This is a genomic window from Bacillus sp. BS1807G30, from assembly GCF_040047675.1.
GTDB classification, from domain to species: domain Bacteria; phylum Bacillota; class Bacilli; order Bacillales; family Bacillaceae; genus Bacillus; species Bacillus altitudinis.
The window spans coordinates 2,665,432-2,686,521 of the sequence record NZ_CP157353.1 but is presented as its reverse complement, the minus strand read 5'-3'; the positions used below and the strand labels follow the sequence as shown (position 1 = coordinate 2,686,521).

The window sequence follows — 21,090 nt, the reverse complement described above, 5'->3', positions numbered from 1 at the left end:
AGTATGTTATATAGAGAAATTGCAAATATCTTCAAAGGGGTAGAAGAAATGTGGGTGACTCTTCCTGATTGGTTTTGGGCATTATATTACTTGTTTTTCTTAGCAACATTAGGAACCGCAATATTCAGTGTTGTGAAAAATAAACAAAGGGGATTGTCCATTCTAACCATTGTATTTACTGTTACAATTCCGATGATTAGCCTGATAAATAGCATTGGTAGAGTAGAAGGAATGAATGAATTTGAACACTTATTTAGTCAATTGCGACAGGGGGCAGTTTGGTCTATCTTTACAGTTATAGGCTATATATTTTTATTAGTATGGTGGGTGCTAATCCTGTTCAAAAGCAAGTCCAAAAACAAAGGAATAGTATCTAATTAAAACATTGTAGAGACCTCAATATTAGGGGTCTTTTATTATGCACTTTGACACGCTAAAACAAGCATTTGCTCTACTCGTTTTTCAAATGCTACATTCTTTTCCTTATCAAGCCATCGGAAGTAGCATAGGTAGTTTTCCAAATATTTTGTTGCAACTCCTTAAAACGCTCCATCCACTTTTTCAGGCGATTATGAAAGTGATGAACGTGTTGAACGTGTTGAACACCCTAAACCAGAAGCAAACCTGACTTCACGAATGCTTTTGAGTAGTTTCGTAAATTTTATCTGGTTCGTCTGCCTATTTTTTTCTAGAGTCCCTTGACTTTTCAATCAAGTGTCTATATTGTATTAAGTGTACTATATCAACTAATACACTATAGACACTTAAACGTGAAGAAAGGTGTTTAACCATGAAAAAAGAAAAAAAACCAATCAATTTAAAGTGGATGGTGCTGGCTGTTGCGTTAGCATGTACATTTTTTTTCGTTCTCGTTTTCATTGGTTTTGAAGTTCAAAAAGATTTCATTCCAAATTCGGTCCCTTTAATGCAAGGACATGATCAAGCGATAGGACTGCAAAAGCATGAATGAGAAAAGAGGGAGCCATCATGATTCAAATAGATCCAAGAAGCGCTGCACCAATATATGAACAAATCATTGAGCAGTTAAAAATTTTGTGCTTAAAAGGCGTGATGAAACCAGGTGACAAACTGCCCTCTGTGAGAGAGCTTGCCACCATTATTATTGCGAATCCAAACACCGTCAGCAAAGCGTATAAAGAGCTTGAACGGGAAGGAATTATTGAAACATTAAGAGGCCGTGGAACGTATGTGACAGAAGGTGCACAGTTAAAGCTGAATGAAGGGAAGGTGTTAGAGATGAAGGAGCAATTAAGGCAACTCATTATTGAAGCTCATTATGCCGGTATTGATATTCATCAACTCAAAGAGTGGTTGGAGGAGATCGGCTCAAGTCTAAAAGGAGGAAACCAAGTTGATTGAGGTCAGAAATGTATCAAAGAAATTAAATGGACGTGAAGTACTCAGCAACGTTTCCTTCAAGATAGGCGAAGGAGAGATCTTTGGTCTGCTTGGCCGGAATGGCTCTGGTAAAACAACACTTCTTCGCTTGATTCAGCAAATCCTTCTTCCAGATGAAGGAGAGATTTATTTTAAAGATGTACTCGTAAAAGACCACCCGTTAGTGAAGCAAAATATTGTGTATATGCCAGTCGTAAATCCCTACTTTGACCGGTACAATTATGGACAGCTTGTGAAGCTGTTAAAACAACTGTATCCAAAGTTTGACGTGACATATGCCAATGAGCTTGTGAACCGGTATGAGATTCCGGAAAAAGTGAAATACCGTGAATTGTCGACAGGTTTAAAGAAACAGCTGTCTCTCATTTTAAGTTTTGCCATCAAACCAGCAGTCATTTTGTTAGATGAGCCGACAGACGGGATTGATGCAGTCACAAGAAATGACGTTCTTCAGCTGATGATTGACGAGGTGGCAGAACGACAAACAACGATTTTAATTACATCGCACCGTTTAGAGGATATTGAGCGTATGTGTAACCGAATCGGGTTTTTGGAAGGAAATCAGCTCACAAGTGTTATGGATTTAGATGAATTAAAGAATGACTACGTCAAAATCCAGATGGCATTTGAAGAGGATATGAACTTAAGTATTAGAAAAAAAGGCGTTGCCATCTTAGATCAAGCGGGTGTGTTCTATACAGCACTTGTACTCAAAACAGATGAAGAAGCAAAAGAGTATTTGAAATCGCTTGAACCAAAAGTCTGGCATGAACTGCCTGTAAATTTAGAAGAAGTATTCATTGCAAAGTTTGGAGGGAAACGCAGATGGTAAAGCGGCAATTGTTATATAAGGAATGGAAGCAGTCTGAGCTGACATTCATTTTAGTGATGCTTGTTGCGGTCTTTGCGACGCCATTATCCTTTTTAATGGGATACTCATCCTTTCAAACTTGTTTAAACGATCCGACTTGTACACCACTCGATAATTACTTTTATTATGATTTCGGTTCTGATATGTTTATCACCTTTTCATGGACGATGAGTTTAATTTTTGCAATTACCCAGTTGGGTTTTGAAAGAAATAAAGGGCAAATTGATTTTACTTTATCTTTGCCGTTTAGCAGAACGACCATTTATCACACAAAGTTTTTCCTAGGTGCCGGAATTATCACGCTTGTTCATCTATTGTCATATGTCTTTACTTATATACTCATTTTATGCATTCAACCACAATATACGATTGCGTTTAACAGTGGTTATTTGATTGCACTTGTGTCCACCTTAATGTTTTATAGTTTGTGTCTTGCAGCAGGTGCTTTAACAGGAAGCGCAATTAGTCAAGCCATTGTTACATTCAGTACATCAATTTTACCTTATTTATTAATTTGGCTACCGATGTTTCATTTAGACTATTTATTAAAAACGGATAGAAGTTGGGTTGATATCAGTTATGACTACTTTATTATGCCCATAGCTCCAATTACTTATATAACAGACCGTTTTCAATTTCGAAATTTAGTTGAAAATCCAATTTGGTTTACAGGTGTAGAATTCATCGTGCCAATTGTGATGCTAATCGTATTTTATCTCATTGGTTTGTTTAGTTTTATTAAACATCCAGTTGAACGAAATGGACGATTCTTTGTTTACCCTAAAATGGATAGGCCCATTCAGATATTGGTCATTGCCTTCGGTGTTCTAGGATTTGGCTGGGTTGGATTTTCTTCAGACAATTCCATTTTTGGTTATATCGCTGGCATGTTAATCGGTGGAGCTGTAGGCGCGCTGACGAGTTATTTCTTAATCTATCGAAAAAGATAAACAGAGAGCAGGGGAGTAGAGATGATTCAAATTCAATCGTTAGATCATGTGTTTAAAATTGGGAAAAAGGGCAGGGAGAACGAGATTCCTGTGCTCAAAGACATTGACTTGTCTATTAAAAGAGGCGAAATTGCATGTATCGTCGGACGAAGCGGTTCGGGGAAATCAACTTTACTGAATTTAATATCGGGATATATTACGCCAACAAGCGGACAAATTATGGTTGATGGCACCAATGTGACCGGCTTTAATGAGAAGGAATGGGCAGACTTTCGGTTAGATCATTTTGGCTTTATCTTTCAAAGCTTTCAATTGATCGGGAGTTTAACAACATATGAGAACGTTGAACTTCCGCTCACTTTAAAAGGTGTGAAGCCGTCTGAGCGAAAAGTGAAAGTAAAGGAAATGCTGAAACGAGTTGGACTGGAACATCACGCAGGACATTATCCTAATGAACTGTCAGGTGGACAGCAGCAGCGTGTGAGTATTGCAAGAGCCTTGATCCTTAATCCGTCTATTATTTTAGCGGATGAGCCAACAGGCAGTCTGGATTCAGAAACTGAAGGCGAAATTCTAGCCTTTATCCAACAGCTTAATCGTGAAAAAGGAATTACATTTGTCATCATTACACATGACGATGAAGTCGCTTCAATCGCAGACACAACGTTCCAGCTTCATGATGGTGTATTAAAGAAAGGGGATCAGTCCATTGAAATTTAGAGATCAGGTCAAATTCATCAGAAGAAATATGAAGAAAAATAGATTGCGTGTGTTTATGACCATACTTGCAACGACAATGGCATGCTCTTTCTTAATCGTTCTAGCGTCAGTTGGTTTTGGTCTGCAAAAATCGGCTCAAGATGAAATCATGAAACAACAAATTATCACAGAAATTAAAGTGTTAGGCAAAGAAAAAGGTGACGTCAAGGTTGACGATTTAAAGAAATATGATCATGCGAAATCTGTCGTTGCGAGAACGTCAATCATTCCATCGGTTCACGTCGAGCTCGATAATCGCTCAAGTGATACGCAGGCTGTACTGACAGATATGAAAGAAGAAAAAGAGGCAGGCCTTGAACTAGACCGTGGAAAAGTCCCAACATCGGCGAATGAAATTGTAGTTGGGTATCAAATGGCAGAACAACTTTGGACGGAAAAAGAACGAAAAGACTATGAAAAAGAAATGAATCAGACATCAAATGGTGAAGAGACACCGGAAGAGCCAAAAGGCTATACGAAGGAAATTTTAAACAAAGTCATTCAAATCAAGGTACCAAAACTGAATGAAGAAAATGAAGTGGTGAAAGAAAAGACGTTCGATTTCCGTGTCGTCGGTGTATTGAAGAAACCGAATTTGGAGTGGCAGCAGGATCATAAAATTCTTATTCCGAATGCTTATGAAAAAGAATTTAGTCAAGTGCTCGATCTGTCTCCTGATGCAGGAAATGTCGAAAAAATGACGTCTGTCTATGCTGATAAGTTCGACAATGTCGGTGCGCTCACAGATAAGCTGACAGATGACGGCTATCAAGTCATCTCTGTGACGAATCAGCTTGAAGGAATGGATATGTTCTTTACAGTCTTTAAAATTGGACTCATCTTTGTTGGATGTATTGCGGTCATTATTTCGGCGATTGGCATTTTCAATACGATGACAATGGCCGTTACAGAGCGGACACAAGAGATTGGGATCATGAAAGCCATCGGTGCGAATCCTTCCATTATTAAGCGAATGTTCCTCATGGAAAGTGCTTATATTGGGGTGATTGGATCGATCATCGGGATTATCATCTCGTACATCGTTAGTTTTGCAGTGAATTTAATCATTCCAGCGATTTTGTCTTCCATGTCTGAAGGGGGATCCAGTGATCAATTCTCGATCACCTTCTCCTATATTCCGCTAAGCCTTGTGGTCACAGCAACAGTGATTAGTGCAGGAGTCGCCATTATTTCTGGACTCAATCCAGCACGTAAGGCGACAAAAACGAATGTATTAACAGCATTAAGAAGAGAAATTTAAAGAAGAACCTCCTGTACCTATAGTGGGCTGACAGGAGGTTTTTTTATCGTCAAAAGATGTCTATTGCTTTGGTGCCCGGTACCCTGCACGCTCAGCTTCTTCTACGGAGCAGAACATTTTGGTCACGTTTTTTGTCCGTGAGTAGTATCTGCTGCTCGGTGTGTGATAGATGCCGTTGACACTTCCTTTAATATGACAGGCGGCAGATTCTTTTTTTGTTTCTTTTTGTGACTCATGACCGCCAGTATTCGACCCATCATCTTTAGGAGCAGATCGCTGGGCCGATGACGTGGTGTCTTTGTTTACTTTCTGGTGTTCTTTTTTGAGTGTTTCGTTTGTAGAGGTTAGCTTGTCTATTTTCTCTTCAAGCTCATGGATGGTTTTTTCTTGCTGTTTGACTGTCTTCTTTTCGGAGGTGATGGTTTCTAATTTCTTGGATAGCTTTTCTTTTTCTTTGGTCACGTCTTCTAAAGAGGCCGTCAGCGTTTCTTTGTCTTCCTTTAGACGAGAAAGGTCAGATGCTAATTGTTTTTGCTCTTTCAGCAGCTGTTCAGAAGATGGATCTGCTTGTGCTTTCGGAGCACCTGTGCCGGCAAACGGTAATGACATAATAGAAAAAACAAGACCAATGGTCAAAAAAGGATAGAAGAGTTTTTTTGAAAAGATTTGTTGATTTTGGTGTTTAAGTAATAAGAAATTGACGGCATATCCTATGGCGAAACAAATACATAAAAGACCTATGATGAGTAACATCATCATCTGGCAGCCCCCCTATATCGCTATTTATACCTATCATACCTCATTTTTCCATTTTGGGGAGCGGTTCAATTAAAAAAACCCTGTTTATACAGGGTTTTCAGCTAATGGCAATCCTTTGATTGCTTCTTTTACTGTTAAGTAAGTGATCGTATTCTGGAAGTCTGTATCTAAGTCTTTCATTTTCATCGCAAGCTGTGGTTTGATCCCAGTGATGATGAGTTCAGTTCCAGTTAAGTTCAGCAGGTGATGCAGTTTGAAAATTCGCGCTGCAACGGAATCATCGACATCGATTAAACCAGAAAGATCGACAATTAAATAATCATCCTTTGAATCTTCTAATATACAAGTTAACTTCGCGACGATGGCATCAAAGCGTTCTTCTGATAATTTTCCGATGAGTGGAAGAGCGGAAACACCATTTTTGATTGGGACAATTGGCGTCGACAGAGAGGTGACTTCCTGTAAGGAATCTTCTAGGAGTTGTTCATATTCTTTCTGCTTTGTAATGTCCTTTTGAAAGCCAATAAAAAATGTTTTGTCATCTTGTTCAATGTATAGAGGATCTATATTGAGTTCATTCCAAAAAAAAGTACCGTCTTTTTTATAATTTTTGAGCTGTGTGGTAATAGGTGTTTTGTTTTGAATTCCGTGACGTATTAAGGCAAGTTGCTCTTGATTTGTGTCTTTTCCTTGGAGGAATCGACAATTACGTCCAAGAATCTCATCTGGTTTGTATCCAGTCATTTGTGTAAAGCCATGATTCACATAAACGATAGGGTTATCCTCTAAAGAAGGGTCTGTAATGACAACACCAATCCGCGCATGATCCAGCGCTTTTTTTATGAGTTCAAGCTGTTTTTGCAATCCGAAGATGTTCGAGCTGACCATATTACCCTCCTTTGCTGCTACTATTAGACATTTAAGATGGTTTTTTTGAAACCAAATGAATTCTTTTTAAACGTAACATAACATATGTTCTGTTTCAATGATTGCAATCGCTTTGTTAAATTTGTCATCATAGTTTGTCCTCCATTAGAATAGAGTAAGTAAGGAGACTTTTCATTAGAAAAAGAAGGGATCATTTGAGGAAAATTCATAAAATGACAAAAATAGTTAATATGGATTAGGTAAAAATGATTCCAATGCATCAAGATTGTTTTTGGGTCATTCACATATAATGGAAGAAACAAGCTTTTTTTCTTCGTTAGAGAGAATAGACCTTTTACATGGATTATGACGGAACAGCAGAATGGCATTACAGGGGGCTGGACAGCCTGAAGTCGCTTTACTATTCTAAGGGCTTTAGGAAGGTGATGAAAATGCTGCAACAAGTCATTATTGCTTGCGCCATTGGAGGGGTCATGGGCATTCTCGGTCACGTAAAGAAAAAAGGCAGGCTAGAGAAGCCCAGAATGACAAAGAAGTTTATTTATCTAGGGTTTATTGAAGATTGGCTCGTTGGGATGATTGCTGCTACACTGCTTGTCTTATCCTCAAATCCCGAATCTAGTCTGCACTTGATCATCTTATCCATTATTTCAGGTTACGGAGGAGAAGCAGTTCTGCGAAGCTTCGATTTTGTGAGAGAAGAACGTTCACAGGATGCAGGCTCCAACCGTCATAACCGATCTCCACACGAATAATATCCTCACTTTACCCTAGTCTAGGGTACATTCCCATTGTATACAAACCTGCTTGCACTTATGATCATAATTCTATAAAATACTACTTAGATGACGGTTACGATAAGAACAGTGAAGAGGAGTAGTAGGAAAGCAGTATTTGTCTTTAGAGAATTGACGGCTGGTGAAAGTCAATCAAATCTGCTTCTGAACTCGCCTCAGAGTTGCAGTTGCGTTAAAGCTTCTGTCGCATGTCTGCGTTAAAGATATTAAGTGAGCGTATGAACAGTTCATGACGCTAACAAGGGTGGTACCGCGGGAACCAAAAAATCTCTCGTCCCTTTCTAGGGATGAGGGTTTTTTGTTGATTTTAGAAAAATCTGAATTCTTGCAGTGGTCATCTGTGCAGATAAAGCCGTACACATTAAAGGAGGTTTTCACATTGAGTTTTCAGCATCGGGAAATTGAAAAGAAGTGGCAGGATTATTGGCTGACACATAAAACATTCGCCACATCTGACTCGGAAGATAAACCAAAGTTTTATGCGCTAGATATGTTTCCTTATCCATCAGGAGCAGGGCTTCATGTAGGGCATCCTGAAGGATACACAGCAACGGATATTTTATCACGTATGAAACGTATGCAAGGATACGATGTTCTTCATCCAATGGGATGGGACGCATTTGGTCTTCCAGCGGAACAATATGCGCTGGATACAGGAAATGATCCAGCTGCATTTACAGAAGAGAACATTAATAATTTCCGCCGTCAAATTCAATCATTAGGCTTCTCGTATGATTGGGATCGAGAAATTAACACGACAGATCCGAATTATTATAAATGGACACAGTGGATTTTCTTGAAATTGTACGAAAAAGGATTGGCGTATATTGATGAAGTACCTGTAAACTGGTGCCCAGCACTCGGTACAGTCCTTGCAAATGAAGAAGTCATTGATGGGAAAAGTGAGCGCGGAGGGCATCCTGTTGAAAGACGTCCAATGAAGCAATGGATGCTAAAAATTACAGCATATGCGGACAGGCTGTTAGAAGATTTAGAAGACATTGATTGGCCTGAAAGCATCAAAGATATGCAGCGCAACTGGATTGGACGTTCTGAAGGTGCACATGTTCACTTCGAAGTAGAAGGACATGACGAACAGTTTACGGTATTTACAACACGTCCTGATACACTATTTGGTGCAACATATGCCGTTCTTGCACCAGAGCATGCACTAGTTGAAAAAATTACAACAGCTGCTCAAAAAGAAGCAGTTGAAGCATATATCAAAGAAATTCAATCTAAGAGTGACTTAGAGCGGACAGATCTTGCTAAAACGAAAACGGGCATTTTCACAGGTGCTTATGCCATCAATCCATTGAATGGGGAAAAGATGCCGATTTGGATTGCAGATTATGTGTTAGCCACATATGGCACTGGAGCGATCATGGCAGTTCCTGCTCATGATGAGCGTGATTATGAATTCGCCAAAACATTCGATCTTCCAATCAAAGAGGTTGTTGAAGGCGGAGACATTGACAAAGAAGCCTACACAGGTGATGGAAAGCACATCAACTCTGATTTCTTAAACGGCTTAGGGAAAGAAGAAGCAATTGAAAAAGCGATTGCATGGCTAGAAGAACATCAAAAAGGTGAAAAGAAAGTCACTTATCGTTTAAGAGACTGGCTGTTCAGCCGTCAGCGTTACTGGGGAGAGCCAATTCCAATTATTCATTGGGAGGACGGAACATCTTCAGCTGTTTCAGAGGAAGAGCTTCCACTGATTTTGCCTAAGACGACTGAGATTAAGCCAAGCGGAACAGGTGAATCACCTTTAGCTAATATTAAAGACTGGGTTGAGGTTGTAGATCCTGTAACAGGTAAGAAAGGCCGCCGTGAAACGAATACAATGCCGCAATGGGCAGGCAGCTGCTGGTATTTCTTGCGTTATATTGATCCACATAACTCAGAAGAGCTTGCATCTCCTGAAAAGCTAAAGAAATGGCTTCCGGTTGATGTGTATATCGGCGGAGCAGAACATGCTGTACTGCATCTTCTATATGCGCGCTTCTGGCATAAGTTCTTGTATGATATCGGTGTTGTCCCAACAAAAGAACCTTTCATGAAATTGTTCAACCAAGGAATGATCCTTGGAGAAAACAATGAAAAGATGAGTAAATCCAAAGGGAACGTTGTCAATCCAGATGATATTGTAGAATCTCATGGTGCAGATACATTAAGACTGTATGAAATGTTCATGGGGCCTTTAGATGCGTCAATTGCTTGGTCTGAAACAGGTCTTGATGGTGCTCGTCGTTTCCTAGATCGTGTATGGCGTCTGTTTACAAATGAAGATGGCTCCATCAGTGATAAAGTGACAGAGCAATCTGGCGGGCCATTAGAGCGCAGCTACCATGAAACCGTCATGAAGGTAACGGATCATTATGAAGGCTTACGTTTCAATACTGGGATTTCACAATTAATGGTGTTCATCAACGATGCATACAAGGCTGACACACTGCCGAAAGAATATGCAGAAGGCTTTGTGAAACTTCTTTCTCCAATTGCACCGCATGTAGCGGAAGAGCTTTGGAACAAACTTGGTCATGAAGGGTCTATTTCTTATGAAGCATGGCCGCAATATGATGAGTCAAAACTTGTCGATGATGAAGTGGAAATTGTCGTACAGCTAAATGGAAAAGTGAAAGCAAAATTAACGGTTCCTGCTGATGCAACAAAAGAGCAGCTAGAAGAGCTTGCGAAAAATGATGCACGGATAAAAGAACAGCTTGAAGGGAAAACAATCCGTAAAGTGATTGCGGTTCCTGGAAAACTTGTCAATATTGTCGCGAACTAATGAACGCACCCATCGGTTGATACCGGTGGGTGTTGTTTATTTCCCGGGACATAATTTTGTCGAAAACAAGGTGATTCCCCCATCAATCTCGTATTTAACAAGTTGATCAAGAAAATGAGGAGTGACGTCAATGGAAAAGGAAAGCAAACGTGAACAACTGCTCAGTTTATTAGGGGAAATGCCAGAGCGCCATCGTGTGGAGGCGTATACGTTAAAGATTGAGGAACGTGAATCGTACTTAGTAGAAACACTCATTCTCTCTATTCATGGGGTGGAGGAAGTTCCGGCTTATTTTGTGAAGCCGAAAGATACAGTGAAAAAAAGGCCTGTTGTCTTGTTCCAGCATTCTCATGGTGGGAATTATGTGGATGGGAAAGAAGAGTTATTGAAGGGGGCTCATTATTTGCAAGCGCCTTCATACGCAAAAGAATTCACTTCAAAAGGTTATAGTGTGTTGGCGATTGACCACGCGGGATTTGGTGAAAGAAGGGGCAGAACTGAAAGTGAAATTTTCAAAGAAATGCTGTTAACAGGAAAAGTGATGTGGGGCATGATGCTGTATGAGAGCATGTGTGCAATTGATTATTTGCTGTCCCGCTCTGATGTGCTCCCAGAGCGTTTAGCTGTTTTTGGGATGTCAATGGGCGGTCTTCTTTCATGGTGGACGGCAGCACTTGATGAGAGGGTCAGTGTGTGTGTGGATCTTTGCGCACAGGTTGATCATCACACATTGATTGAAACAAATCATTTAGATAGACACGGTTTTTACTATTATGTACCAAGCTTAGCTAAGCACTTTACAGCAGCTGACATCCAAGAAATGATTTTCCCAAGACCGCATTTAAGCTTAGTTGGAAAGCATGATCAGCTTACACCTGCTGAAGGTGTTGGACGAATTCAACAGACATTAAGTCAAGCCTATCAAGCTGCTTCCTTAAAGGAACGTTATCAGCTTGTAGGTCTACATGCAGGTCATTTTGAAACGGCTGCTATGCGCCACGAGGCTACACGTTTTTTGAAAAAGTGGCTGTAATCAACAGATGGCATGGACATACTACTCCGATAAAAGATGAAGGAGGAAACAGATGAAAAAAATCACCATGATTGGCGGATGTGGTGTCATCGGACGTTTATTAACTAAAGAGCTCTCTTCGGAGTATGACGTGACCATCATTGATCAAACAAGGTGTGTAGAAGAAGTCATCATGGCAGATGCGGCAATTGAAGAGAATTTGTTTCAAGTCATCCCAAGAGATACAGATGTGATCATTCATCTTTTAAACGTGGACATGACGCATGATGTGATGAATGAAAAGGAGTTTGCAAAAATGAATGATGTGTTTTGGAAAAGCACGTATGATATGTTTCGTTCAGCGGCCCGGTTAAGCATTCCAAAAGTCATTTTTGCAAGCAGTAATCATGTGACAGATCGATATGAAAAAGATGGTCACTCCTTACTAGGGCGAGAAATTACGACTGATGATGTACCAGCAACGAAAAATGTGTATGGCATTTTAAAATTTGCTTCCGAACAGCTTGGGCGTTTGTTTCACGATCAAACAGGTATGTCTGTCATCAATTTGAGAATTGGAACCGTCGTGACAGATGAGATGGAAGGATTGCACACCAAAAAAAGAACGAAACGAACGCTTCTTTCACATGAAGACCTTTTCGGCATGATCAAGGCTGCCATCGAAACGGACGTTCCATTCGGGACTTATTATGCCGTATCAGAAAACGAAGGAAAACCTTGGTCTACTGAGAAAACGAAGCAGGAGTTAGGCTACAGGCCAGATGTCAATACGGCAGAAATTCTGAAAGAAAACGATCAGGCATAGGGCATAATCATGACATTAGCTCATGATCTTTTTCTTTTCATTGATGAGGCTAAAAGCACGAATGGCATGATCATCTCTGTGGTCTGTCATGATGATTATAGACGCTTTCTTCCCCCGTTTGTTACATTTTAATCACGATATCGTCAAAGGCTGCAGCTTATGTTCAGACGAAATGATAACGCTTACAAAGAAAGGGCGTGATGAACATAGATCGTTCTATTAAAGGCCGATTGTTCAATGTATTTAATTACTCTTTTCTACTCATGTTCGCATTAATATGTGTGCTCCCGTTCATCCATGTCATTGCCGCCTCTTTTGCGACAGTAGAAGAGGTCATCTCAAAGAAGTTTATTTTGTTTCCAACGACATTTTCTCTAGAGGCCTATCGCTATATCTTTTCTACAGATATTGTGTATCGCAGCCTGATTGTATCCATTCTTGTGACACTCGTTGGAACAGCGGTCAGCATGTTTTTATCCTCACTTATGGCGTATGGGCTGTCTCGTCAGGAGCTAAAGGGCAGGAGAACCCTCATGTTTCTCGTTGTCTTCACGATGCTGTTTAGTGGAGGGATGATTCCGACGTTTATTGTCGTGAAAACACTTGGGCTGCTTGATACTTACTGGTCACTCATTCTGCCAGTGGCCATCAATGCATTCAATTTGATCATTTTGAAAAACTTCTTTCAAAACATTCCGGCAAGCCTTGAAGAATCAGCGAAGATGGACGGCTGTAACGACTTAGGGATCTTCTTTAAAATTGTGCTGCCACTTTCTTTGCCAGCTATTGCGACGATTTCACTTTTTTATGCCGTGACGTATTGGAATACGTACATGACAGCCATTTTATATTTAAACGATTCAGTGAAATGGCCGATTCAGGTCCTGTTAAGACAAATCGTCATTGTATCAAGCGGTATGCAGGGAGATATGTCAGATATGGGCTCATCAACACCGCCGCCAGACCAAACCATTAAAATGGCGGTCATCGTCGTGGCGACCATTCCCGTTCTGCTTGTCTATCCATTTATTCAAAAGCATTTCAACAAAGGGGCATTACTAGGTTCTGTAAAGGGTTAAAAAGATGGAATAACGGAGGGATCTTATGGGGAGAAAGAAATTATGGCTGATTGCCTTTGTTTTGTTATTTGCCGCAAGCGGTATTCTGTCAGCTTGTTCAAGTAAAGGAGCAAGCTCATCAGATGAAAAGGTTGATTTAGACAAAAAGGTGAAACTGACATGGATGGCGATTTTGTATCATCAGCAGCCGCCAAAAGATTCAGTGTTAGAAGAGATTGAGAAGCTCACAAATACAGAGCTTGATATTACGTGGGTGCCTGATGCGGTGAAAGAAGACCGTTTAAATTCAGCACTTGCCGCAGGGAACCTCCCACAAATTGTGACGATTCAAGACATTAAGAATTCATCTGCTATCAATGCGTTTAGATCAGGCATGTTCTGGGAAATCGGTCCATACTTAAAGGATTATCCAAATTTAAGTAAGATGAACGAACTGATTAATAAAAATGCCTCTATCGATGGGAAGCTTTATGGCATTTATAGAGAGAGACCACTTTCAAGACAAGGGATTGTCATTCGAAAGGATTGGCTTGAAAATTTAAATTTGGATACACCAAAAACGCTGGATGACCTTTATGAAGTAGCCAAGGCATTTACTGAAAAAGATCCGAACAAAAATGGCAAGGACGATACAATTGGTTTTACAGACCGTAACGATTTGATTTACGGTGCATTTAAAACGCTTGGTTCTTATGAAGGAATGCCAACAGATTGGAAAGAAGAAAACGGCAAATTTACGCCAGACTTTATGACGGATGAGTATATGAATACAATGAAATATATGAAAAAGCTGCGTGACAACGGCTATATAAACAAAGACTTCCCAGTCACAAGCAAAACGCAACAGCAAGAATTGTTCTCACAAGGAAAAGCGGGTATCTATGTTGGAAATATGGTAGATGCAGTGAACTTAAGAGATGATGCAACAGATAAAAACATGGAAGTGGATATTATCAACCGAATCAAAGGCCCAGATGGCAAAGAACGTGTATGGGCATCAGGCGGCCATAATGGCATCTTCGCCTTCCCGAAAACAAGCGTCAAATCAGAAGCAGAGTTAAAGAGAATTTTGGCTTTCTTTGACCGAATTGCAGAAGAAGACGTGTATGGTCTCATGACATACGGGATTGATGGAAAGCATTATAACAAACAAGATGGAAATACATTTGTGAGGGAAGAAAGCCAAGTGAAAAGCTGGCAGACAGATGTACAGCCGCTTGTCAGCCTCGTAGGGATTGATAAACGTTACTTGAAAAATAAAGGCGATGCAGTTCGTACAAAATATGAAGAGCTGGAAGAAGACAATAAAAACATCATTGTCGCTAACCCTGCTGAAAGCCTGTATTCAGAAACAGCATCAGAGCGAGGAAATGAATTGAAGAAAATCATCGATGATGCGACCTATAAGTTCATTCTTGGTGATATCAACGAAGAACAATTTAAGAAAGATGTAGAGAAGTGGAAATCAAATGGTGGAAATAAAATCATAGAAGAATATGAAGCTTCCTTTAAAAAATCAAAATGATGAACATGAAGACCCCCGCTTAGTAAAAAGCGGGGGTGTTTTCATTAAAAATCGAAGTTGTCTGGATCAGGACCAATTCGTTTATTTTCATTTAAGTCAGACAGGCGCTTCATATCCTCATCAGATAGGACAAAATCAAAAATATCGGCATTTTCTTTTAAACGATGGGCTTTCGTTGATTTAGGAATCGTAATGACGCCTTTTTGCACATCCCAGCGCAAAATAATTTGAGCAGGTGTTTTGCTGTATGTGCCCGCAAGCTCCGTGATCAGCGGGTGGTGCAGCAGCTCTCCCTGCATAAGTGGTGACCAGGCTTCCATTTGGATGCCATGTGTTTTCAAATACGTAAACAGCGTTTCCTGCGTGAGTTTTGGATGAAACTCGACTTGATTAATTGCTGGAATGATGTCCGCATCTTTCAATAATTCGTCTAGATGATGCGGCTGAAAGTTACTCACACCGATGGCTCTGACTTTTCCTTCACGGTACAGCGTTTCAAGCGCGCGCCATGCTTCCTTGTATTTCCCTTCAACTGGCCAGTGAATTAAATACAGATCAAGATAATCAAGCTGAAGTTTTTTCAGGCTGTCTTCGTATGCTTTTAGTGTCGCTTCATATCCTAAATCGGCATTCCACACTTTGGATGTCACAAAGATGTCTTCGCGGCGAAGGCCTGTTTCTGCTAGACCAAGTTGTATGCCTCGTCCAACACCTTCTTCATTGCCGTAAATAGAAGCTGTATCAATACTGCGATATCCTAATTGAATGGCTGTTTTAACAGCTTCAATTAATTCCGTTCCCTCTTCAACCTGAAAGACCCCAAGACCAAATCCTGGCATGCGGACGCCGTTGTTTAATGTTTTTGTACTTTGTAAATTGTTCATATGAAAGACTCCTTTACATGGTTTGTTTGTATTCTTTTTGTTCGATTTGATGACTCACCATCGTGAGTATGGCCGCCATGAGCACCATGATGCCGCCAACCCAGCCGGTATGCACAAGCCCAAGGGTATCTGTCACGATGCCGCCTAAAAATGAACCAATGGCGATACCTGCATTAAAGGCAGCGATATTCAGAGCGGAAGCAACATCGACAGCTCCGGGTGTATACCTTTCCGCAAAATCAACGACGGCAACTTGAAGGCCGGGTACGTTCATGAAAGCAAACAGTCCCATCAGCATTACAGTTCCAATCCCGAGTGCCATAAATCCAGCAGTAAAGCTAAGGATAAACAAGATGAGACTTTGAATGATAAACATATAAATCAGTGCTTTCATTGGCTGTTTATTCGCTGCTTTTCCGCCAATGACATTCCCAGCGGCGATGGTAATCCCGTATAACAGCAGGATCAAGGCAACTGTTCCAGGCGCAAGACCTGTCACATGCTGTAAGAGAGGGGATAAATAGGTGAAGACGACAAAGGTTCCTCCATACCCTGTAGCAGTAATGACAAATAAAAGCAACATTCTTTTCGACTTTAATAAGGCTGCTTGATCCTTAAACGTTGTTTTCACGCCCTGTTTCAATTGAGACGGAACAAGGAAATAGTTAGAAATCAGTGCGATTAGGCCAATCATGACAATCACACCAAATGACGTCCGCCAGCCGAGCTCATGACCAAGAAACGTACCGAATGGCACACCGGTCACAGTAGCGACTGTTAAACCAGTGAACATAAAGGCAATAGCGCTTGCCCGCTTTTCTTTCACCACAAGGCTTGCGGCAATGGTCGAGCCAATCGACATAAATACGCCATGTGATAGGGCTGAAATCACTCGTCCGATTAAGAGTACAGAAAAAGTCGGGGCAATCGTGGCGAGTGTATTTCCGATCAAAAAGACGAGCATAATGAGCAAAAGCAATGTCTTTTTTTTCATCGTTGACGTAAGTGAGGTTAGAATTGGCGCGCCAAAGGTAACACCGAGCGCATATAAAGAAACGGTCCAGCCGGCCTGGCTGACACTCACGCCAAAGTCCTCTGAGATCATCGGCAGAAGACCTACAGAGATAAATTCAGTTGTACCTATAGCAAATGCACTAATCGCTAGTGCGAGAAGGGCAAAGTGATTTTGTTTGTTTTGCATCGTGATTCACATCCTTCTTTCATGACATTTTGATAGACGAAGCCGATCGGCAAGAGTTATTATCTAACATAGATGACAGAAAAAAAAGTACGTACTTTTTTGTAATATAGGTACTAAAAAGTGCCTGTTCAGCATCAAAAGGAGTGAAGCGACGTTGGAAAAGAAGAAATATAATATCTCTGTGGAGGCAACGCTTGAGGTGATCGGCGGGAAATGGAAGTGTGTCATCTTATGTCATTTAACACATGGGAAAAAGCGGACGAGTGAACTGAAGCGCCTCATGCCAAATATCACGCAAAAAATGCTCACACAGCAGCTGCGAGAGCTTGAAAATGACGGTGTGATTAACCGTATTGTATATGAACAAGTGCCGCCTAAAGTGGAATATGAATTAAGTGAATACGGACAGTCACTTGAGCGAATTTTGAATGCGTTATGTGATTGGGGGGCAGCCCATATTGAACGAGTGTATGGCGAGCCGCTTTCAGTGCTGGAAGACAGTATCCTAAATGAACAGTTTAAATAAAAAAGTCCCGCTTCTTGTGAGAGCGGGACTTTGCTTTATGTGCCTTTTTTCTGATCACGGTATTTTCCAGGCGTCGTGCCTTCCAGCTTTTTAAAGGAGCGGATGAAATTTTGCGGATTTTTGTATTTTAGCTTTTCCGAAATTTCTTTCACCGACATATCCGTCTCCACCAACCAGTTTTTGGCGACATGATGTCTGTAAGACGAGAGATATTCACTAAAGGAGATATCCATTTCTTTTCTAAAAATACTACTTAAATAATTTGGATTGTAGTGCAGGCGTGTAGCGATTTCGTCCAATGTCAGATCTGAGTCAAATTCTTGATGAATGATATGAATGATTTTCTCTGAGATATTTTTATATTGAGAGTCTTCACGCGCGCCGAGCTGATCAATGATGGGTCGAATGATCTCATGTTTCAGCCACGCTTCTGTATCTTCAAACGTTTTAAACTCAAAGATCGTATCATAGAGCATTTTATTATCTTCGACTTCAAACAATTCAATGCCTAGCAAATGCATTAGCTCGATGAGATTGTTTAAAAAACGAGCGAGAGCAATCTGGTACTCATGTGGTCCAGCATTTTTAGAAAAAATGGATTGCAGAAGCACATGTAAATAGTGATCTGCCTTGCCTTGATCGCCTGCTTTAATGGCATCGAATAAATCATGTTGCAGCTGTTTTGGGAAGTGAGTTTTAAACGTCTTTCCTTGCTGAATGTGTTCGTATAAAAGAATGGATTTTTTCTCTGCTTTGAGCCTGTATTTTAAGGCTTCTTTTCCCTCAATATAAGCATGTTTGGCCATAGAGAGCTCTTTAAATGAGCGACTGATCCCAATGCTGATCGACAAGCCCAGCTCTTCCTCAATTCGCTGCTGAATTGTTTCGGCTAATTGATTTAAATATTCAGTAAATTCCTCTTCTGACTTCGATTGATTGAGGACAATCGTCGTTTGATGCTGATTGACAACGGTTGGCTGAAGATGCTCCTCTAGCGGAATAATCTGCTCAATCAGTCCATTTATCGCAAATAAAAGCAAGTCTGCATCCTTTTTTTCATACGGCGTTCCTTTTAGTGTATCGATTTGGGTCACAAGCATGGACAAATGGGACCAGTCACGAGGAAAGCCTAGACTTTGAAATCGGTTGTGAATCTCTTCTTCCGTCAGCTTGCCAAGCAGCAGCCGCACCATAAAGTATTGCTGTAAGTGTGTCACTTGCTGTTCAATTCGTTCCTCTAGATCATTGTTTTGATCTTTCATTTGTTTAATGCTCGATTCGATGAGCTCAAATTCATTTTGGAAAGGCTGTTTATGCAAAAACGACTCATTACGTGCAAAGGATTCGTATAATAAGCGAATCGGTTTATAAAAGTGTCTAGAGCCAAACCATGAAAATAATAATGAAAGCGCTAACAAAATAAAGCAAATAATAAAGGTGATCCACCCGATTGATTTCGTTTGTTGCTTTAGTTCGGGAATGGAGACAAAGGATAAGTATGTCCATTCGTTATAATCTGATTTTTGAAACGTAACTTGATAGTTTAGTTCATCGATTTTCATATCAAATTGTCCGGATCGTTCTTCAAGTGACAGGACATGTTTGACGAAATCTTGATTTTTTAACGAGTCACCAATTTGTTCTTTTCGATTATGTAGCAGCACTTTTCCGTTTGTATCAATGACAAACATACTATCAGATTGTGAGAAGTCAGGCATGTTGTCAGCAATCACGCAGCTTGGAATGCTGGCGACGGCGATCCCCTTCTTTTGGACACTATTCATCGGAAGCTGTTTGATTAAATTCACATTGTATTTGCAAAAGGATGTCTTTCCTTCTTTTGTTGAGACAAGTGGATTATTTTCTTCAAGTGCCCAGCTGGAATGACTCGGAATATTGAGGTAAGAGGTTAACGCTTTCTCTTGATCCCCGTTTGAGACATGATAAAGACCAGAATTGTTCATATACCAATCTTCCATTTTACTAACAAGTGTAATATTGGAGAGATCGGTGTCGAAGGTTTGCAGGTAATTCAGTTCTTGCTGGACTTGATTATAAAGTTGGAATTGGTCTGGATTTAAAGGTTCTGCCAGTGTTTGAAGGAGAGGCGGCGAACTGACATAGTGAGTGAGAGAATGATCTACTGTCTTTAGAATATGCTCAATATTGGATTGCGTTTGTTTGACGCTGTCCAGCTTTTCATTTGAAATATTTTCGAGTGCAGTTTTTTGCGAATGCTGATAAGAAAAAATACCGACAATAATAACAGGAATCGTACTAAGCACGAAAAAAAACGTCACCAGCTTGTAATAAAATTTATACTGCTTTCTTTTCATAAAACCCCCCATTTCAAACGAAACAATCTTTTCCCCTTAGTTTATTAATCCAAAAATCTGGTAGGTTTGTCAATAATCATTTTCTGAGATTAGGATCATTTTCTTATGTTTTATGTAACGTTTTGAGTAGCTTCCCCTGAGTAAATATGATCTGATGATATGATTGTAGACGGATTTTTCATCCTTAAGATACAGTTAACACATGCATCAGCATGAGGGGAGGCTTTATCTGTGAAAACACAGGATGTCACTGCCAAGGGTGTGCCTGCGGCAGCTTTGAAAAAAGAAAAGAGAAAGCGCTTACTTAATCAATTGCTTAGTCAAAAATTTCTGTATTTAATGATTTTGCCAGGGCTCATTTATTTTCTTGTCTTTAAATATGTCCCTATGTGGGGGCTGATCATTGCCTTTCAAGATTACCAGCCGTTTCTCGGAATTCTTGGCAGTGAGTGGGTTGGCTTCAAACACTTTATTCGATTATTTACAGAACCAACATTTTTCATCTTATTAAAAAATACGCTCATTTTATTTGCCATGAATGTCGTGATTTTCTTTCCCATTCCGATCTTATTAGCCCTTCTTTTAAACGAGGTCAGATTGGCACTGTTTAAGAAATTTGTTCAGACAATGATTTATATTCCTCACTTCATGTCATGGGTGATTGTCGTGTCCTTATCTTTTGTTTTGTTAACGGTAGATGGCGGGTTAATCAATGAATTGATTGCTTTCTTCGGAGGAGAAAAGATTAACTTCCTTCTTAGTCAAGAATGGTTTAGACCCATGTACATTTTGCAGGTAATCTGGAGAGAAGCGGGTTGGTCAACCATTATTTATCTTGCAGCGATTACAGCAGTAGATCCGCAGCTATACGAAGCAGCAAAAATGGATGGAGCCGGCAGACTCAGACAAATGTGGCATATCACCCTTCCTGCGATTAAAAGTGTCATTGTTGTACTGCTCATTTTAAAAATCGGTGATACGTTAGAGCTTGGATTTGAACATGTCTATTTATTACTCAATGCGACCAACAGGGAAGTTGCAGAGATTTTTGATACGTATGTGTATACAGCTGGTCTGAAGCAAGGACAATTCAGCTATAGTACCGCTGTTGGTTTATTTAAAGCAGCCGTTGGACTTATTTTGGTCATGATGGCGAACCGTTTAGCGAAGAAGTTTGGAGAAGAAGGGATTTATTAAAAGGGG

Annotated in this window: 20 protein-coding genes, 1 pseudogene and 1 other annotated feature; of the genes and pseudogenes, 15 read left to right on the top strand and 6 right to left on the bottom strand. The window is 40.3% G+C overall.

The genetic code is table 11. The features are described 5' to 3' along the window. The first annotated feature begins 48 nt into the window (after nt 1–48). Nucleotides 49–381, top strand: a complete 333-nt coding sequence (locus tag ABG082_RS13795) for a hypothetical protein (protein ID WP_144684188.1) — start codon at nt 49–51, stop codon at nt 379–381. A gap of 35 nt (nt 382–416) precedes the next feature. Here ABG082_RS13795 and ABG082_RS13790 read toward each other — a convergent pair. Next, a pseudogene (locus ABG082_RS13790) lies at nt 417–607 on the bottom strand (IS1595 family transposase); the annotation flags it as partial. A 183-nt stretch (nt 608–790) separates the two neighbouring features. On the opposite strand from ABG082_RS13790, the gene ABG082_RS13785 reads away from it, so the two are divergent. From ABG082_RS13785 to ABG082_RS13760, 6 genes are read left to right on the top strand one after another with little or no spacing between them, the layout of a single operon-like run. Next, nucleotides 791–970: a hypothetical protein gene (locus ABG082_RS13785; protein WP_008342991.1), complete on the top strand. Its 180-nt coding sequence runs from the start codon at nt 791–793 to the stop codon at nt 968–970. A 17-nt stretch (nt 971–987) separates the two neighbouring features. Continuing rightward, on the top strand, nt 988–1,380 hold the full coding sequence (locus ABG082_RS13780; RefSeq protein ID WP_017358353.1) for a GntR family transcriptional regulator: 393 nt from the start codon (nt 988–990) through the stop codon (nt 1,378–1,380). Beyond that, the gene (locus ABG082_RS13775; protein WP_007501894.1) at nt 1,373–2,251 is read left to right on the top strand and encodes an ABC transporter ATP-binding protein; all 879 of its coding nucleotides are present in this window, start codon (nt 1,373–1,375) and stop codon (nt 2,249–2,251) included. The genes ABG082_RS13780 and ABG082_RS13775 overlap by 8 nt, the downstream gene beginning before the upstream one ends. Beyond that, entirely contained in the window at nt 2,245–3,240 is a 996-nt protein-coding gene (locus ABG082_RS13770) for an ABC transporter ATP-binding protein (RefSeq protein ID WP_148780143.1), read from the top strand. Before ABG082_RS13775 ends, ABG082_RS13770 begins: the two co-directional genes overlap by 7 nt. A 21-nt stretch (nt 3,241–3,261) precedes the next feature. Then, nucleotides 3,262–3,960: an ABC transporter ATP-binding protein gene (locus tag ABG082_RS13765; RefSeq protein WP_007501890.1), complete on the top strand. Its 699-nt coding sequence runs from the start codon at nt 3,262–3,264 to the stop codon at nt 3,958–3,960. Continuing rightward, complete coding sequence (locus tag ABG082_RS13760) at nt 3,950–5,260, top strand: ABC transporter permease (RefSeq protein WP_008342997.1); 1,311 nt, start codon at nt 3,950–3,952, stop codon at nt 5,258–5,260. The genes ABG082_RS13765 and ABG082_RS13760 overlap by 11 nt, the downstream gene beginning before the upstream one ends. Nucleotides 5,261–5,320: 60 nt before the next feature. Here the strand turns inward: ABG082_RS13760 and ABG082_RS13755 are convergent, their stop codons facing one another. Further along, entirely contained in the window at nt 5,321–6,019 is a 699-nt protein-coding gene (locus ABG082_RS13755; RefSeq protein ID WP_348936188.1) for a hypothetical protein, read from the bottom strand. An 84-nt stretch (nt 6,020–6,103) separates the two neighbouring features. Then, complete coding sequence (locus ABG082_RS13750; RefSeq protein ID WP_007501884.1) at nt 6,104–6,907, bottom strand: STAS domain-containing protein; 804 nt, start codon at nt 6,905–6,907, stop codon at nt 6,104–6,106. A 425-nt stretch (nt 6,908–7,332) separates the two neighbouring features. Here ABG082_RS13750 and ABG082_RS13745 point away from each other — a divergent pair, with 425 nt between their 5' ends. From ABG082_RS13745 to ABG082_RS13720, 6 genes are all read left to right on the top strand, one after another. After that, the gene (locus tag ABG082_RS13745; RefSeq protein WP_008343006.1) at nt 7,333–7,662 is read left to right on the top strand and encodes a DUF4257 domain-containing protein; all 330 of its coding nucleotides are present in this window, start codon (nt 7,333–7,335) and stop codon (nt 7,660–7,662) included. 102 nt (nt 7,663–7,764) lie between these two features. Continuing rightward, nucleotides 7,765–7,986, top strand: a binding site (T-box leader). A 97-nt stretch (nt 7,987–8,083) separates the two neighbouring features. Next, nucleotides 8,084–10,498 carry a leucine--tRNA ligase gene (leuS, locus tag ABG082_RS13740; RefSeq protein ID WP_019743697.1) on the top strand — a complete coding sequence of 805 codons (2,415 nt, stop codon included), beginning with the start codon at nt 8,084–8,086 and terminating at the stop codon, nt 10,496–10,498. A 130-nt stretch (nt 10,499–10,628) separates the two neighbouring features. Further along, a complete protein-coding gene (locus tag ABG082_RS13735) occupies nt 10,629–11,531 on the top strand; it encodes an alpha/beta fold hydrolase (RefSeq protein WP_017367887.1) in 903 nt (300 codons plus the stop codon). A 52-nt stretch (nt 11,532–11,583) separates the two neighbouring features. Next, nucleotides 11,584–12,336 carry an NAD(P)-dependent oxidoreductase gene (locus ABG082_RS13730; protein WP_272511814.1) on the top strand — a complete coding sequence of 251 codons (753 nt, stop codon included), beginning with the start codon at nt 11,584–11,586 and terminating at the stop codon, nt 12,334–12,336. A gap of 218 nt (nt 12,337–12,554) precedes the next feature. After that, on the top strand, nt 12,555–13,415 hold the full coding sequence (locus tag ABG082_RS13725; protein ID WP_098680761.1) for a carbohydrate ABC transporter permease: 861 nt from the start codon (nt 12,555–12,557) through the stop codon (nt 13,413–13,415). A 25-nt stretch (nt 13,416–13,440) separates the two neighbouring features. After that, complete coding sequence (locus ABG082_RS13720; RefSeq protein ID WP_008343015.1) at nt 13,441–14,940, top strand: extracellular solute-binding protein; 1,500 nt, start codon at nt 13,441–13,443, stop codon at nt 14,938–14,940. A gap of 44 nt (nt 14,941–14,984) precedes the next feature. Here the strand turns inward: ABG082_RS13720 and ABG082_RS13715 are convergent, their stop codons facing one another. Next, nucleotides 14,985–15,824 (bottom strand): aldo/keto reductase, encoded by an 840-nt coding sequence (locus tag ABG082_RS13715; RefSeq protein ID WP_050827590.1) that lies wholly within the window; start codon nt 15,822–15,824, stop codon nt 14,985–14,987. 13 nt (nt 15,825–15,837) lie between these two features. Then, nucleotides 15,838–17,025, bottom strand: a complete 1,188-nt coding sequence (locus ABG082_RS13710; RefSeq protein WP_065460922.1) for an MFS transporter — start codon at nt 17,023–17,025, stop codon at nt 15,838–15,840. Between the two features lie 154 nt (nt 17,026–17,179). Here ABG082_RS13710 and ABG082_RS13705 point away from each other — a divergent pair, with 154 nt between their 5' ends. After that, nucleotides 17,180–17,551, top strand: coding sequence for a helix-turn-helix domain-containing protein (locus tag ABG082_RS13705; protein ID WP_008343017.1), 372 nt, complete (start codon nt 17,180–17,182; stop codon nt 17,549–17,551). Nucleotides 17,552–17,586: 35 nt separating this feature from the next. Here ABG082_RS13705 and ABG082_RS13700 read toward each other — a convergent pair whose 3' ends face one another. Continuing rightward, a complete protein-coding gene (locus ABG082_RS13700; RefSeq protein ID WP_008343018.1) occupies nt 17,587–19,887 on the bottom strand; it encodes a helix-turn-helix domain-containing protein in 2,301 nt (766 codons plus the stop codon). 231 nt (nt 19,888–20,118) lie between these two features. Here ABG082_RS13700 and ABG082_RS13695 point away from each other — a divergent pair, with 231 nt between their 5' ends. Further along, nucleotides 20,119–21,084, top strand: a complete 966-nt coding sequence (locus ABG082_RS13695) for a sugar ABC transporter permease (RefSeq protein WP_046344262.1) — start codon at nt 20,119–20,121, stop codon at nt 21,082–21,084. Nucleotides 21,085–21,090 lie beyond the last annotated feature (6 nt).